General features: G+C 46.5%; 11 protein-coding genes and 1 tRNA gene. 2 read left to right on the top strand and 10 right to left on the bottom strand.

The window, feature by feature from the left end; genetic code table 11:
• Positions 1 to 546: 546 nt before the first annotated feature.
• From smpB to MHH93_RS15440, 9 genes are all read right to left on the bottom strand, one after another.
• Positions 547 to 1,029 carry an SsrA-binding protein SmpB gene (smpB, locus tag MHH93_RS15480; protein ID WP_062837738.1) on the bottom strand — a complete coding sequence of 161 codons (483 nt, stop codon included), beginning with the start codon at positions 1,027 to 1,029 and terminating at the stop codon, positions 547 to 549.
• A gap of 261 nt (positions 1,030 to 1,290) precedes the next feature.
• Positions 1,291 to 4,089 carry a ribonuclease R gene (rnr, locus tag MHH93_RS15475; RefSeq protein ID WP_500054747.1) on the bottom strand — a complete coding sequence of 933 codons (2,799 nt, stop codon included), beginning with the start codon at positions 4,087 to 4,089 and terminating at the stop codon, positions 1,291 to 1,293.
• A 570-nt stretch (positions 4,090 to 4,659) separates the two neighbouring features.
• The gene (gene secG, locus MHH93_RS15470) at positions 4,660 to 4,893 is read right to left on the bottom strand and encodes a preprotein translocase subunit SecG (protein ID WP_062837740.1); all 234 of its coding nucleotides are present in this window, start codon (positions 4,891 to 4,893) and stop codon (positions 4,660 to 4,662) included.
• A gap of 211 nt (positions 4,894 to 5,104) precedes the next feature.
• Positions 5,105 to 6,391, bottom strand: a complete 1,287-nt coding sequence (eno, locus tag MHH93_RS15465) for a phosphopyruvate hydratase (protein WP_036616228.1) — start codon at positions 6,389 to 6,391, stop codon at positions 5,105 to 5,107.
• Positions 6,392 to 6,630: 239 nt separating this feature from the next.
• Positions 6,631 to 8,175 carry a 2,3-bisphosphoglycerate-independent phosphoglycerate mutase gene (gene gpmI / locus MHH93_RS15460; protein ID WP_500054746.1) on the bottom strand — a complete coding sequence of 515 codons (1,545 nt, stop codon included), beginning with the start codon at positions 8,173 to 8,175 and terminating at the stop codon, positions 6,631 to 6,633.
• A gap of 1 nt (position 8,176) precedes the next feature.
• Entirely contained in the window at positions 8,177 to 8,929 is a 753-nt protein-coding gene (tpiA, locus tag MHH93_RS15455) for a triose-phosphate isomerase (RefSeq protein ID WP_500054745.1), read from the bottom strand.
• A gap of 36 nt (positions 8,930 to 8,965) precedes the next feature.
• Positions 8,966 to 10,147: a phosphoglycerate kinase gene (locus MHH93_RS15450; RefSeq protein ID WP_310342101.1), complete on the bottom strand. Its 1,182-nt coding sequence runs from the start codon at positions 10,145 to 10,147 to the stop codon at positions 8,966 to 8,968.
• Positions 10,148 to 10,298: 151 nt separating this feature from the next.
• Positions 10,299 to 11,306 (bottom strand): type I glyceraldehyde-3-phosphate dehydrogenase, encoded by a 1,008-nt coding sequence (gene gap, locus MHH93_RS15445; protein ID WP_056695277.1) that lies wholly within the window; start codon positions 11,304 to 11,306, stop codon positions 10,299 to 10,301.
• A 106-nt stretch (positions 11,307 to 11,412) separates the two neighbouring features.
• On the bottom strand, positions 11,413 to 12,438 hold the full coding sequence (locus MHH93_RS15440) for a sugar-binding transcriptional regulator (protein ID WP_500054744.1): 1,026 nt from the start codon (positions 12,436 to 12,438) through the stop codon (positions 11,413 to 11,415).
• Positions 12,439 to 12,864: 426 nt separating this feature from the next.
• Between MHH93_RS15440 and MHH93_RS15435 the strand changes: the two genes are divergently transcribed.
• Positions 12,865 to 12,939, top strand: a tRNA-Arg gene (locus MHH93_RS15435).
• A gap of 178 nt (positions 12,940 to 13,117) precedes the next feature.
• A complete protein-coding gene (clpP, locus tag MHH93_RS15430; RefSeq protein WP_169482112.1) occupies positions 13,118 to 13,714 on the top strand; it encodes an ATP-dependent Clp endopeptidase proteolytic subunit ClpP in 597 nt (198 codons plus the stop codon).
• Between the two features lie 234 nt (positions 13,715 to 13,948).
• Here the strand turns inward: clpP and MHH93_RS15425 are convergent, their stop codons facing one another.
• A complete protein-coding gene (locus MHH93_RS15425) occupies positions 13,949 to 15,046 on the bottom strand; it encodes a stalk domain-containing protein (RefSeq protein WP_500054743.1) in 1,098 nt (365 codons plus the stop codon).
• Positions 15,047 to 15,201: the final 155 nt, after the last annotated feature.

Below are 15,201 nucleotides of genomic sequence, written 5' to 3'. Positions count from 1 at the left end.
AGGTGCTGCACATCTTTTTCCTCCAAGGTAAAAAGATGCTTCTTTCAAACTCGGCATTCCTGTCTGCTACATGAGTAATCATAACATAGGACACATCACCGAAATAGTACAGATTGCTGGAAGACATTCCAGCAGGCTGAGCACGTGTACAAAGTTATCCAATACAACAGGCCCAATCGTCTACATATTATACCGCGTCACCCATCGGAAGTAAAGTTTACCCAGATCGGTTCATAAACAACGGCACCTAAGTATTTTACCCACGATTTAGTCAACTTACGCAACAGCTGATAATTTAGATTCACCACTTCACTTAGAACCAGGCTCCTAGGTGTTTTCTTAGTCACACATCAACAAAAATCAGCTCACTGCTCACCTCAGCAACTCACACCATATCCCCTTTCCACTAAAAATAAAAAAGCCCCAATCTTGCCCATTACCGGGCAAACACTGAGACTCCCTTAACTCGTACATCAACTTTCCTAACTCCATCACGAGAAACTAACTTATGCACCTAAAGTAAAACTCTCACACTCACTGCTCCACTTAACGTGCAACCTTCTGCTTCTCGCGCATTGCGCGTTGAATATCACGTTGTGCATCCCGCTTGGCTGCAGTCTCACGCTTATCAAACTGTTTCTTACCTTTACCCAGTCCAAGCAACAGCTTAGCGTAACCGTTCCGGATATAGATTTTCAGTGGCACAATGCTGTATCCATCCTGTTTCGACAACCCTAGCAGCTTGTGAATCTGCACTTTGTGCATCAACAACTTGCGCGTACGTGTCGGATCGAGCGGATTATTTCGGTTCCCTTGTTCAAAAGGACTAATATGCATATTGTGAATATGAATCTCACCGTTACGAATCGTGGCAAATGCATCACCAATATTTGCACGGCCGTTACGAAGAGATTTGATCTCCGTTCCGGTAAGCACCATGCCCGCTTCATACGTATCTTCAATGAAGTAGTCATGGGAAGCCTTTTTATTCTGTGCGAGCACTTTACTCTGTCCATCATTCTTGCCCATGTCCTCACTCCTTCTCCGTAAAATAAGCCGGTACCATGCTCTGTAGCAGCGCACCCATTGTTGCACCAAGGTACCACGTGCCAGACCTTAATTGTAGCAAGTACGGCTGTTAAAATCAAGAAAGAGGCGACCTCAGCCGCCCCTCCTCATTACACCACTTTCAGACTGTGCGAAACAAAACACAACTGAAGTGACTATCTCACCAACGCTTAACTTGGAGGAACGAATTGCAATCCAGTTTTCCAAGTGACTGAAGCGTTATTATTTTTTCTTTTTCCGCACAAAAGCTGCCGTGCCGTTACCAGCTGCACCTTTGCTCTTCTTCCGCTTACGTCGTGGTGCTCCGCCTTCCTGAGCGCCACCAGGAGTTGCATTCTCGCCAATAAATACGCCGCTCGGCGAAGTGTTTTTACGTCCACTTCCGCCTTTGCCACCTTTACCGCCGCCCTTGCCGGACTTAAAGCTTCCTTCACCGCGACCGCTGCCGCTGCTTTGGCCACTTCCTTGTCCACCGGTTGAACTACTATCCGATCCACCCGATGTAGAGCTATAACCGCCTTTACCTGAGCCAAAACCAAAGCTCACCGCGCCTTTACCCCGACCAGTCGATCCGCCAGCATCACCAGCACGACGCTCACCTTTCGGTTTGCCGCCGCCTTTACCTCCGTATCCACCGGATGAGCCTGCGCCCGTACCTGCACTCGCTGCTCCGCTGCGACCGCCACGTCCACCTTTGCCGCTCTCTTCCGTTGATCGGCCACCACGGTTGCCTCCAGCACTGGCTGAGCTGCCTTTGCCGCCACGCGATCCGCTGAATCCACCTGGTCCACCCTTGGCACTGCCGCGTCCGCCGCCGCTACTATTAGGACGTCCACCTTTACCGCCACGTCCACCACCGAAGCCGCCAGGACGTTCAGCGCGAGGTTTCATATCCACCATTTCAAAATCAATCGTATACTCTTCCATGCTTACACGTGCCACACGAATCTTCACTTCATCCCCGATGCGGAAGACTTTTGAGGTACGTTCACCAATCAGAGCCATATGCTGATCATCAAAATGGTAATAGTCGTCCGTGAGCGCGCTCAGACGAATCAGACCTTCAACCGTGTTCTCCAGTTCAATGAACATACCGAAGCTGGTCACACTGCTGATCATACCTTCGAACTCTTCGCCTACTTTATCGAGCATGTACTCGGCTTTCTTCATTTTCTCCGTATCCCGCTCAGCTTCTACCGCCACACGTTCACGTTCCGAAGACTGCTGGGCAATATCGGCCATGCGTGCTGCCAGATATTCCTGACGGTTCTCCGGCAAAGCACCATTATTTTCAATGACTTCGCGAATCACCCGGTGAATGACGAGGTCGGGATAACGACGAATTGGAGACGTAAAGTGACTATAAAACTCTGCTGCTAGGCCAAAGTGACCCGACATTTCAGAATCATACTTCGCCTGTTTCATGGAACGGAGCATCATCGTACTAATCACGGTTTGTTCTTTCGTTTCTTTGATATCCTCAAGCAACGATTGAAGCGCCCGTGGATGAATCGCATTGCCACGTCCTTTGACCTGGTGTCCAAAATTCGCCGCAAAGGCGAGGAAATTTTGCAGTTTTTCCTGATCCGGATCTTCGTGTACACGATAAATGAACGGAACCTTCAACCAGTGGAAGTGCTCTGCTACCGTCTCATTGGCTGCCAACATGAATTCTTCGATGATTTGCTCCGCAATCGAACGTTCTCGTTTCACGATATCGATCGGTTTGCACTCTGCATCCACAATGATTTTGGATTCTTCAAAATCAAAGTCAACCGCTCCACGACGCATACGCATCGCTCGCAGCTTCAAGGCAATTTCTTTCATCAGATGAAAATCATCTACCAGATCCTTATAACGCTCAAGCAATTCCGGCTCTTCACCTTCAAGGATTTTGCGAACGTTGGAATACGTCATCCGCTCTTTGGTTTTGATTACACTCGTGAAAATGTCATGTTTGACAACCTTCATCTGGTCGTTAAACTCCATCTCACAAGACAGAGTCAAGCGATCTACCTGCGGGTTCAAACTACAGATTCCGTTGGACAGACGTTGTGGCAGCATAGGAATAACCCGGTCTACCAGATACACACTGCATCCGCGGTTGTAAGCTTCCTGATCGAGCTTGGAATTCTCCTGCACATAATAGCCAACGTCCGCAATATGAACGCCCAGACGGTAATTACCATTAGGCAGCTTCTCTACGTTAACAGCATCATCGAGATCCTTGGCATCTTCGCCATCAATCGTGACAATGTTTAGTCCACGCAGGTCACGGCGACCTTGTTGTACAATCTCTTCATCCGTGATGGAGTCGGGTGCTTTCTCCGCCTCTTCTACAACTTCATCCGGGAAAGCTTCTGGCAGCTGATGCTTGCGAATGACGGACAAAATATCAATGCCCGGCTCATCTTTATGACCGAGAATCTCAATCACTTCACCTTCGGCTGCCGCACGGCCCTCCGGATAGCTGACGATTTTGGCAACGACCTTCTGTCCATCAACCGCCCCTGCAAAGTTGGTACGTGGGATGAAAATATCGCGATTAATCCGTTTATCATCCGGAATAACGAAGCCGTACACCTCATGGCTTTGGAACACACCGACAACTTGTGTCACCGCACGAGTAACAATACGGACGATCTCACCTTCCAGGCGACCGCCAGAAGGGCCTTGGGACGTGACTTTAACCAATACCGTGTCACCATTCATCGCACTTTTCATATCATTGGCGTGAATGTACACATCCGGGTGCTCACGATCCTCTGGGATAAGGAAAGCGAAACCTTTGGCATGAGCCTGTAAACGTCCACGTACCAGATCCATGCGCTCTGGCATGCCATAGCGATTGTTGCGGGTCAGCAAAACTTTACCGGATTCCTCCAGCGTATTAAGCATAATCAAAAAGGCTTTGAAATCAGCTGCATCTTCAATAGCGAAGTGCTGTTCCAACTCCTGATAAGTCATCGGTTTATAAGCGGTTTCCCGCATGAAGTCGAGCAATTGTTGTTCTGTTATCATTAATATATTCACCTCGGGAAACATAAAAGTGTAATCAGGTCTCATCTGTTTATGTATCGGAATTCTTGCCATTTTCATGCAATACAACATCACTTTCGTGATGAGTGTAGTCGTGCAACCATACTATCTCATACCCTAGTATACACGAATTCAATCCAGCCCATCCGTACCTATCAAAAAAACCACAGTTGCCGGGCGCTCCTCTAAAATCACGCTTTCACGTATCTCTACAGACATTTTATGCGATACACATGCTGTACGCATCTGCCAAAGGACTACATCCGAAAATTTTCTGTACACATGACATTCATTATAGGGAGTGCGTTCGCGCGTAACGACTAAGCGAGGGACATATCCATACATGATAGGGGTTGTCTTGCATGTTAAGGAAGGAAAACCGAACAGAAGTGAGAAGAAGACCGAAATCATGGAGTCTATAGATAGATTAGATTATTGTTGGAAAAGTTTGGACACGTAAGAATTTATTAAAAAACCCCCGTTTCTCCACGAAACGAAGGTTCATCAATTAAGCCGTTAGCTTAAGCTATTCATTGTAAAGCAGTTCCAATCTTACTTGGAAACCACCGTAACAATAATAGACAAAATCATAAATCCTGCACCCAGTACCACCGTTGCACGTTGCAGGAAGAGATCCAATCCGCGCGCTTTCGTTTTACCGAAAAGATGTTCCGCACCACCGGAGATGGCACCCGCCAAACCAGCGCTTTTCCCGTGCTGCAGCAATACTACAGTGATTAGACCGATCGAGAAAACAACGAGCAGCAATTTCAAAGCAATATCCATTCTTTCCACCTCCTACCCATGTGGGCATACATCTCACCATAAAAACAGTTACTTTAATTGTAACATAGCTATGGTTGTACTACAAGTAGTACAGCTCATACAATGCCCCAAAATTCACCATCTACATGATCCGTGTTTCATACCATGACTCCGTTTCAATAAAAAAGACAAGCCGGTTACCCGGCTTGCCCGTAAAAGCTGGATATCCAGCTTATTTTTTAAGGTTGTAGAATCCTTTAAGACCATTGTATTGAGCCAGTTCACCCAGTTGATCCTCAATGCGGAGCAATTGGTTGTACTTCGCGATACGGTCTGTACGGGAAGGAGCACCCGTTTTGATTTGACCAGCGTTTGTTGCAACAGCAATGTCAGCGATTGTGCTGTCTTCGGACTCACCGGAACGGTGAGAGATTACAGCTGTGTATCCTGCACGTTTAGCCATTTCGATTGCATCAAATGTTTCAGTCAATGTACCGATTTGGTTAACTTTGATCAGGATGGAGTTACCGATACCTTCGTTGATACCTCTGCCCAGACGCTCAGTGTTTGTTACGAACAGGTCATCACCAACGAGTTGTACTTTGTCTCCCAATTTCTCAGTGAGCAATTTCCAACCATCCCAGTCATCTTCGGACATACCGTCTTCGATTGTGATGATTGGGTATTTCTCAACCCATGAAGCCAAGAGGTCAACATACTCAGCGGAAGTGTAAGATTTACCTTCGCCAGCAAGAGTGTATTTACCATCTTTGTAGAACTCAGTGGAAGCTACGTCCATACCCAGGAATACGTCAACACCTGGTTTGTAACCCGCTTTTTCAATCGCTTCGATGATTGTAGTGATTGCTTCTTCGTTCGAACCAAGGTTCGGTGCGAAACCACCTTCGTCACCTACAGCTGTGTTCAAGCCTTTGGAGCTCAATACGGATTTCAGGTTGTGGAAGATTTCCGCACCTACGCGAAGAGCTTCTTTGAAGCTTGGTGCTCCAACTGGAAGAACCATGAACTCTTGAACGTCGATGTTGTTGTCCGCATGCTCACCACCGTTGATGATGTTCATCATTGGTACTGGCAATGCTTTAGCGTTGAATCCGCCCAGGTAAACGTACAATGGCAGGTCCAGAGCGTCAGCAGCTGCGCGAGCTACTGCCATGGATACAGCCAGGATTGCGTTAGCACCCAGTTTACCTTTGTTTGGCGTACCATCCAAAGTGATCATCAATTTGTCGATACCCAGTTGATCCAATGCATCCATACCGATAACTTCTGGAGCGATTGTTTCGTTTACGTTTTTAACAGCTTGCAGAACGCCTTTACCGAGGTAACGGGATTTGTCTCCATCGCGAAGCTCAACTGCTTCGTGGGCACCAGTGGATGCACCGGATGGAACGATTGCGCGTCCGATTGCGCCGGACTCCAGGTATACTTCAACTTCTACTGTAGGGTTACCGCGGGAGTCGAGGACTTCGCGAGCGTACACGTCAGAAATAATAGTCATTTGTGATAATCTCCTTTAAATTTGAATTTATTTTTAATACGTTCAGAATAGTTCAGTTTCACCAGGCCACTCCGCACGCAGTACCATCTTCCGATCGCTGTTATCCCCTGATTCCTTTGAACTTATTTTTATAGGTTGGAATCATGTGATAAAGGCGAACGCTAACGCTTCTTCAGATTGGTTCTGCCCGCTTCGTTCCAGGTTCCACTCTGTCTTATTCGACAACCTATTAAAACGAATTATTTACGAGTAGCAATAACAGATGTACCTGTCATTTCTTCCGGTTTAGGCAATTGCATCAGGTCAAGGATCGTTGGCGCGATATCCGCCAGGATTCCGCCTTCACGCAAGGTAACGTTAGCATCTGTAACGATGAATGGAACCGGGTTCGTTGTATGAGCTGTGAACGGACGTCCTTTCTCATCGAACACCATATCCGCGTTACCATGATCCGCAGTGATCAGTACAACGCCGCCTTTGGCAAGTACTGCATCCACAACACGGCCCATGCACTCATCTGTTACTTCAACCGCTTTGATGGTAGGCTCCAGCATACCGGAGTGACCAACCATGTCAGGGTTAGCAAAGTTCAGAATGATGGCGTCATGTTTGTCTGCTTCGATCTCGCGAACACATGCGTCAGCCACTTCATACGCGCTCATCTCTGGTTGCAGATCATATGTTGCAACTTTTGGTGAGTTGATCAGTACACGAGTTTCGCCCGGAAGCTCCACATCACGACCGCCGCTGAAGAAGAAGGTAACGTGCGGGTATTTCTCGGTTTCTGCAATACGCAGTTGTTTTTTATTGTTCTGTACCAGAACTTCACCCAGGGTGTTGTCGAGGTTCTTCGGCGAATAAGCCACATAACCTTCAACCGTCTCACTGAACAAAGTCAAGCATACAAAGTGCAAGCCCACAGGGAACTTCGGACCACGATCAAAGCCGCGGAAATCCTGGTTCGTGAATACTTGCGACAACTGGATCGCACGGTCAGGACGGAAGTTGAGGAAGATAACGGAATCGCCGCTCTCTACCAAACCTACCGGCTCACCATCCGCTTTGACGATAACCGTTGGTTCAACGAATTCATCAAATACGGATTTCTCATACGATTCTTCAACCGCTTTGAGTGGGTCAGTGTATTTCGGTCCATCTCCATAAACGATGGCGCGGTATGATTTCTCAACCCGTTCCCAACGCTTGTCACGGTCCATCGCGTAATAGCGACCTTGAACCGTTGCGATTTGTCCCACACCAACTTCTTCAATCTTGGCGATCAGCTTCTGCATGAAGTCTTTACCACTGTCTGGCATAACATCGCGGCCATCCATGAAGGCATGAATATATACATCGTTCATTTCTTCTTTTTTGGCCAGATCCAGCATAGCAAACAGGTGGTCGATGTGACTATGTACGCCGCCATCGGACAACAAACCGTAGAGATGAAGCTTTTTACCGCTTTGTTTCGCTTCGCGAACCGCTTTGACAAGTGTTTCATTGTCATAGAACTCGCCGTCACGAATGGATTTGGAGATACGGGTCAAATCCTGGTATACGATCCGGCCGGCACCAATGTTCAGGTGACCTACCTCGGAATTTCCCATTTGCCCTTCTGGCAAACCTACAGCTTCACCGCAAGCAGTCAGCGTTGTATGTGGGAATTGGCTCATGAAACGGTCGTAGTTCGGTTTCTTGGCTTGCGCTACCGCGTTGCCTTCCACCGTGTTACGCAGACCAAAGCCATCCATGATGATCAATGCTACAGGTTTTGGAGCTGTCATCTTACTTCGCCCCCTCAACAAGCGCGATGAACGAAGCCGGCTGCAAGCTGGCACCGCCAACAAGCGCGCCGTCGATGTCGCTTTGTCCGAGGTATTCTGTTACGTTCTCCGGTTTAACACTGCCGCCGTATTGAATACGAACTGCATTCGAAACCGTCTCGTTGTACAGATCCTTCACCAGTGTACGGATGTAAGCAATAACTTCATTCGCATCTTGGGAAGTGGAGGATTTACCTGTACCAATCGCCCAGATTGGCTCATAAGCGATAACGACTTGTGCTGCTTGCTCTGCGGACAGACCTTCAAAAGCAGCTACTGTTTGCACTTTGCACACGTCTTTTGTTTGATTAGCTTCACGCTCTTCAAGCGTCTCACCAAGGCAGAAGATTGGAGTCAATCCGTGACGGAATGCTGCATGCAATTTTTTATTGACAGTCTCATCGGTTTCCGCAAAATATTGACGGCGCTCCGAGTGACCAATAATGACATAATCCACACCCAGATCTTTCAGCATTACACCGCTGATTTCACCTGTGAATGCACCGTTGTCTTCAAAATGAAGATTTTGTGCACCAATTTTGATGTTTGTGCCTTTAACGGCTTCTACCAGAGATGGCAGATTTGTAAACGGTGCGCAGATTACAGTCTCCACGCCTTCAACTTCCGCTTTTCCTTTAACTTCCTGAATGAAGTCATTGGATTCGGAAACCGTTTTGAACATTTTCCAGTTACCTGCGATAATCGGTGTTCTCATGGGTTTCAACTCCTTCATGCTATAGACTACTAAAACTTACTTGTCGTTCAATGCCACTACGCCTGGAAGTACTTTACCTTCCATGAACTCGAGCGATGCACCGCCACCTGTAGAGATGTGGTTCATCTTGTCAGCCAATTTGAACTTCTCAGCTGCTGCTGCGGAGTCACCGCCACCAATTACAGTGTAAGCTTCTGTCTCAGCGCAAGCTTCTGCTACTGCACGAGTACCGTGGGAGAATGGCTCGATTTCAAATACGCCCATTGGTCCGTTCCATACAACCAATTTGGAGTTTTTGATTACGTCAGCATAGATCTCACGTGTTTTAGGACCGATGTCGATGCCTTCCCAGTCTGCTGGAATGCCGTCGATGTCAACGATTTGTGTGTTGGCTTTCGCACTGAAATCGTCAGACACTACGATATCTACCGGCAGGTAGAAGTTTTTACCCAGTTTTTTCGCTTTTTCTATGAAACCAAGAGCAACATCAAGTTTGGATTCATCCAGCAAGGATTGTCCAATTTCATGTCCTTGTGCTTTGAAGAACGTGTAAGTCAGACCGCCACCGATGATCACGTTGTCTGCAATGTTCAGCAGGTTGTCGATTACATCGATTTTGTCCTTAACTTTGGATCCACCAATGATCGCTGTGAAAGGACGCTCTGGGTTGGAGATTGCTTTACCCAACACTTCAAGTTCTTTCTCCATCAACAAACCGGACACTGCTGGAAGCAAGTGAGCGATTCCTTCAGTCGAAGCGTGTGCTCTGTGAGCCGCGCCAAACGCATCATTAACGAAAACGTCAGCCAGTTCAGCAAATTGTTTTGCCAGTTCCGGATCGTTTTTCTCTTCGCCTGCGTGGAAACGAACGTTTTCAAGCAACAATACGTCGCCGTTGTTCAGTTCAGCGATTTGAGCTTTAACAGCGTCACCAACAGAATCGTCAGCTTTAACGACTGTTTTACCCAACAATTCAGACAAACGCTCAGCTGCCGGAGTCAAACGCAAGGATTCAACCACTTCGCCGTTAGGACGACCCATGTGGCTTGCCAAAATGACTTTAGCGCCTTTTTCAATCAAGAAGTTGATTGTAGGAAGCGTTGCACGAATACGTTTGTCATCTGTAATTTTACCATCTTCGAGCGGCACATTGAAATCTACACGGACAAAAGCCCGTTTTCCTGTCAATTCGATATCGCGTACACTTTTTTTGTTCATCTGTATTTCCTCCGCACCCATGTATTTGGTGGACCCATCAAGGGCTGAAATCCCTTGTCAATCCTGGTGTTTTTGAGAAATTTGCAAAATATTGATATATAAAGAGCGGAAACAATATAGCATCTGTTTCCGCTCTATGTTATTGCAGATATTACTTAATCATTTTTGCAAAGTGCTCCAAAGTGCGAACCAATTGTGCAGTGTAGGACATTTCATTGTCATACCAAGCTACAGTTTTAACCAATTGTTGGTCGCCAACAGTCAGAACTTTAGTTTGAGTTGCATCAAACAGGGAACCGAAAGTGATACCTTGGATGTCGGAAGATACGATCTCGTCTTCAGTGTATCCGAAAGTTTGTGGGTCGGAAGCTTCTTTCATTACTGCGTTAACTTCTTCAGCAGTAACTTTTTTACCCAGAACAGTTACGAGCTCAGTCAGGGAACCAGTAGCTACTGGTACACGTTGAGCTGCACCATCCAATTTTCCTTGCAGTTCTGGAATTACCAGACCGATTGCTTTAGCAGCACCAGTTGTGTTAGGGATGATGTTTTCAGCTGCTGCGCGAGCACGACGGAAGTCACCTTTAGGGTGTGGAGCATCCAAAGTGTTTTGGTCGCCAGTGTAAGCGTGAATTGTAGTCATCAAACCTTGAACGATTCCGAATTTGTCTTGCAGCGTTTTTGCCATAGGTGCCAGGCAGTTTGTTGTGCAAGATGCGCCGGAGATTACAGTTTCAGTACCGTCGAGGATTTCATGGTTTACGTTGTAAACGATGGTTTTCATGTCGCCAGTAGCTGGTGCGGAGATAACAACTTTCTTAGCTCCACCTTTCAAGTGTTTCTCAGCTGCTTCTTTCGTTGTGAAGAAACCAGTACATTCCAGAACGATATCTACGCCCAGGTCGCCCCAAGGAAGTTCTTCCGGGTTACGGTTAGCCAATACTTTAACTTCTTTGCCGTTCACTTTGAAGAAGCCATCGTGTACTTCAACATCGCCATCGAAGCGACCTTGAGTTGTATCATATTTGAGCAAATGAGCCAGCATTTTAGCGTCAGTCAAGTCGTTGATTGCTACTACTTCAATGCCCTCTACATTTTGAATACGGCGGAATGCCAAGCGTCCAATACGTCCAAAACCGTTAATACCTACTTTAATCATGAGTAAGTTCCTCCCAAGTTTTGATTAATTTTTTTATGAAACTTATATATTCAAGACAGACGGTAAAGTCCGTCAAGACAACAATAGTTGTACTGCACAATAAACCCTATTCCATTTCAGCAACGATGACTTCGGCAGCAGCCTCATCAATAATCAGAATATCTTCCTGACCAAATCGTAACACGGAATGTATAGCAGCAGCTTTGCTTTTGCCACCTGCAATTCCAATCACGACATCAGTTCGTTCAATATCCTGAAGTCGCATTCCCAGTGTAAGCATGGTATGTACCACCTTACCCTGATCGTTAAAGTAATAACCGAAAGATTCAGATACGGCTCCTTGCTCCTGAAGTTCATCTATGATCTCCGTCGCAAGTTTACGTCTTGTCGCCATCTCCACGGCATCACCAATGCCATGAATAACAATGCGCGATTGCCGAATCAGCTGCAGAATCTCCTGAACACTGGGGTCCTGGATTAATGATTCATAGGCATGATCACTTAGCAAATCCGGTACATGCAGGAGTTTGTATTGCGCTCCTACCCGTTTTGCCATTGTAGATGCAATCGTATTCGCCTGAATTTCAAGGCTTTCTCCAAGTCCACCGCGTGCCGGTACGAACCAGACACCTTTGAGCGATGTTGGCGGAGTCAGTTGCTCTGCGACTTCAGCCGTTGTTGATCCGCCAGTAACGGCCACAACGTCGTTGTCACTCATGATATTGCCAAGAGCCTTCGCTCCGGCTCTGCCCAGTTCCCTTTTGGCAAATGGAGAAACATCCGAATCACCAGGAACCACAACTACCTTTTGCAGACCGTAGGCTTGCTTGATGCGCTCTTCCAGCTCGGATAATCCGAACAACTCTTTGGCTACGGGCTCTAACTGCTGCAGCAAATCATACCCTGCCTCGCTGATCTTCATTCCTGCACTGTCAATTTCAATAAGTCCCTGAGCCTTTAACAGATCGGTCTCAGCCCTCAGAACCCGCTCGGTCATCTGCATGGAATTAGCTAACGTTCTCCGTCCGATCACATCCGATAACATGATCTGTTGCAGAATCGTATACCTCTTTTTCAAGACATCCATGAGATCAGGCAGAAGCTGCTTTTGTACTTCTAAAATCGTTCGCATGCTTTCCACTCCCGCAAGTTCTCGTTCCAAGCTCTCTTTCGTGGCCCTAAAACGTCCCGGGTTAACTTTTTAAGTCCCACGTCTATTCTACCTAAAACTGACGTGACATGCAAGTGTTTCAACGTCTTATTTCGACACGCATTCAGCGTTTGTACGCGCCTAATTTCACAATCCCAGACTTCCATGATCAAGGACTAGCTCACGCATACCATATATAGAAGAAACGAATGAATTCCGTCTACATATCGCCCAGAATCGCATTTCTTACGGCGTGTCCAAAACCTCTAATAGCATTTACTTAAATGCACTCTTTATCCACTCTTCTTCATCATGATCATTTTTGGCTTAATCCAAACTACATCTACAATGAACTGCTTGCAAATAAATATCTCATGAGCTATAATCATTATTGCTGTCACATAATGTGCGCCCGTGGTCCAATGGATATGACGTAGGCCTCCGAAGCCTGAGATCCAAGTTCGATTCTTGGCGGGCGCGCCACTTTTTATTTAACAGCTCATAACCCTTTTAACCAATGAAACCGGAAAGGTTTCTTTTTTTTGCAAGTTAGTTTGACTTTCTTTGACTTTTTGTTTGGAATTGTTTATTATGTGGGTAATACGGTAACAGTTTAAGTATAAACACCAATAACATTTACATTTCCGAGGAGGTTTTTCACGTGAGTTTTATTCCTATGGTCGTTGAACAGAGCAACCGGGGTGAGCGCGCCTATGACATCTATTCCAGATTGCTGAAGGATCGTATTATTTTCCTTGGTAGCGATGTTAATGATGTTGTGGCTAATGCAATTATGGCACAGATGTTGTTCCTGGCTGCGGAAGATCCGGAGAAAGACATTCACTTATACATCAACAGCCCAGGCGGATCGATTACAGCCGGTATGGCCATTTACGATACAATGCAATTCATCAAACCGGATGTATCTACCATCTGTGTAGGTATGGCGGCTTCCATGGGTGCATTCTTGCTGAATGCCGGTGCAAAAGGGAAACGTTTTGCGTTGCCTAACAGTGAAATCATGATTCACCAACCACTTGGTGGTGCTCAAGGTCAAGCTACCGACATCGAAATTCGTGCTCGCCGCATCCTGAAAATGCGTGATACCTTGAACCGCATCATCTCTGAGCGTTCAGGTCAACCGTTGGAGAAGATCGAGAAAGATACAGATCGTGACTACTTCATGAGTGCTGCTGAAGCTGCCGATTACGGTATCATAGATAAAGTTATTGAAAACGTAGGTTCCCAAGGCATCTAATTTGCTGCCTGGAGGCAAGCGGTAACTTCACAGGGCGGGCTTCACCGATATAGGTGAGCCCGCCCTGTGCTATTTTCAACTAAACAGGCAAATATCACAACCGTTAGTGGAGTGCGTTGCCTGAATAAACAAGAATCCCCTCTCATCCTGCTTTGACGGGGGATTCTTGTTTATTATTTTTCATGAGAAGAATGTGATATAAGTGCTCTTGCTTAAAAGTTACCCTACGCGAACTTACTTGTCTGATGTTACGTTGCTAAACGGCTCTGTGCCCTTAGGCAGAACTTCCTTGTAAGTGAACTTCATTTCAGGAAAGCCTTCCGCGTACGCTGTATATTCATACAACTGGAAGAACACAACTACGCCCGTTGGTGTCACATAGAAATCCTGGTCTTTATTTAACCCTTTGTAACCTTCCAGGTATCCACCGCGGGCTTTCAGCTGCTCTCCCACTTTTTTACCCAACGTCTCGCGCATGGTTTTGTTATTTTGCAGCACATCATCTAACGTAAGTTCCTTGCCTGTGTCCAGTGCAAAGGTGTGGCCGGTACGAGTCGTCATGCCATGTGCTCCTGCATAGTCCTCATAACGTTGAGTGATCAAACCTAGCACACCGTTCTCATTGTAGGTCACGACATACGAAGTTTCAAAAGCATAAGGACGGTTGGCTGTTGCCCCGCCAAATTCAGTGGTTTGTTTTTTGAAAGCGGCAACAGCCGTGTCCACTTCATCTTTGAGCACTTTGTTGATCGCTGCTTCGGCCTCTTTGCTCGCAAGTCCACTCACCTGCGGATATTGTACATCCACCTCCGCATTTTTAACTGTCACATTTACTTTTGTCGATTTTACCTGCACATTATTTTGTTTCACTTTGCTTAGGGTTAGTGTTTTTGTTTTGGCATCCCAGCTGCCCTGTACACCCAGATAGTCTCTCATTGCCGAGAACGGGATATATAATCGACCCTGAATCAATTTTGCTTCCACCTGAGGGTAATAACCGTTAATGTACACGTTTGGCTGTCCATCCATCAGGCTAACAGTCATCGCATTGTTGGCTGCTGTTACCGTATATGACTTGGTTTTAGCATCATATTTCAACGTACCGCCCGCTACATCTTTGACCGCTGTCAGCGAGACCCAAGTCGATCCACCTTGAAGAAGTCCTTTTTGAGTCAGTGTTTTTCCACCCGATTTCAGCGTTACCTCAGCCGGGGTTGTCACTTTCGAGGATACAGAAGCCGCCTGTACCGAGCTATCCTGCCATACCGAACCACTACCTACAATAATTCCTGCTGCAAGCAACGCACTTGTCCATTTTTTCCATGATGTCATATATAAAACTCCTCTCTGAATTCACAATTAGGGATCATTGCGTATGTAATCTTGACCTGATCGCATATCTCATACGCTCACCTCTTTATTATAATTAACCCAATTTCGGAAAGGTTTACAGCTCGAGTTACAATGTTGATGAATATCAGACGCAA

The sequence above is a fragment of the Priestia sp. FSL H7-0729 genome (genome assembly GCF_038005685.1).
GTDB lineage: Bacteria > Bacillota > Bacilli > Paenibacillales > Paenibacillaceae > Paenibacillus.
The sequence above is the reverse complement of the archived record's forward strand: the minus strand, read 5'-3'. Positions and strand labels throughout refer to the sequence as shown.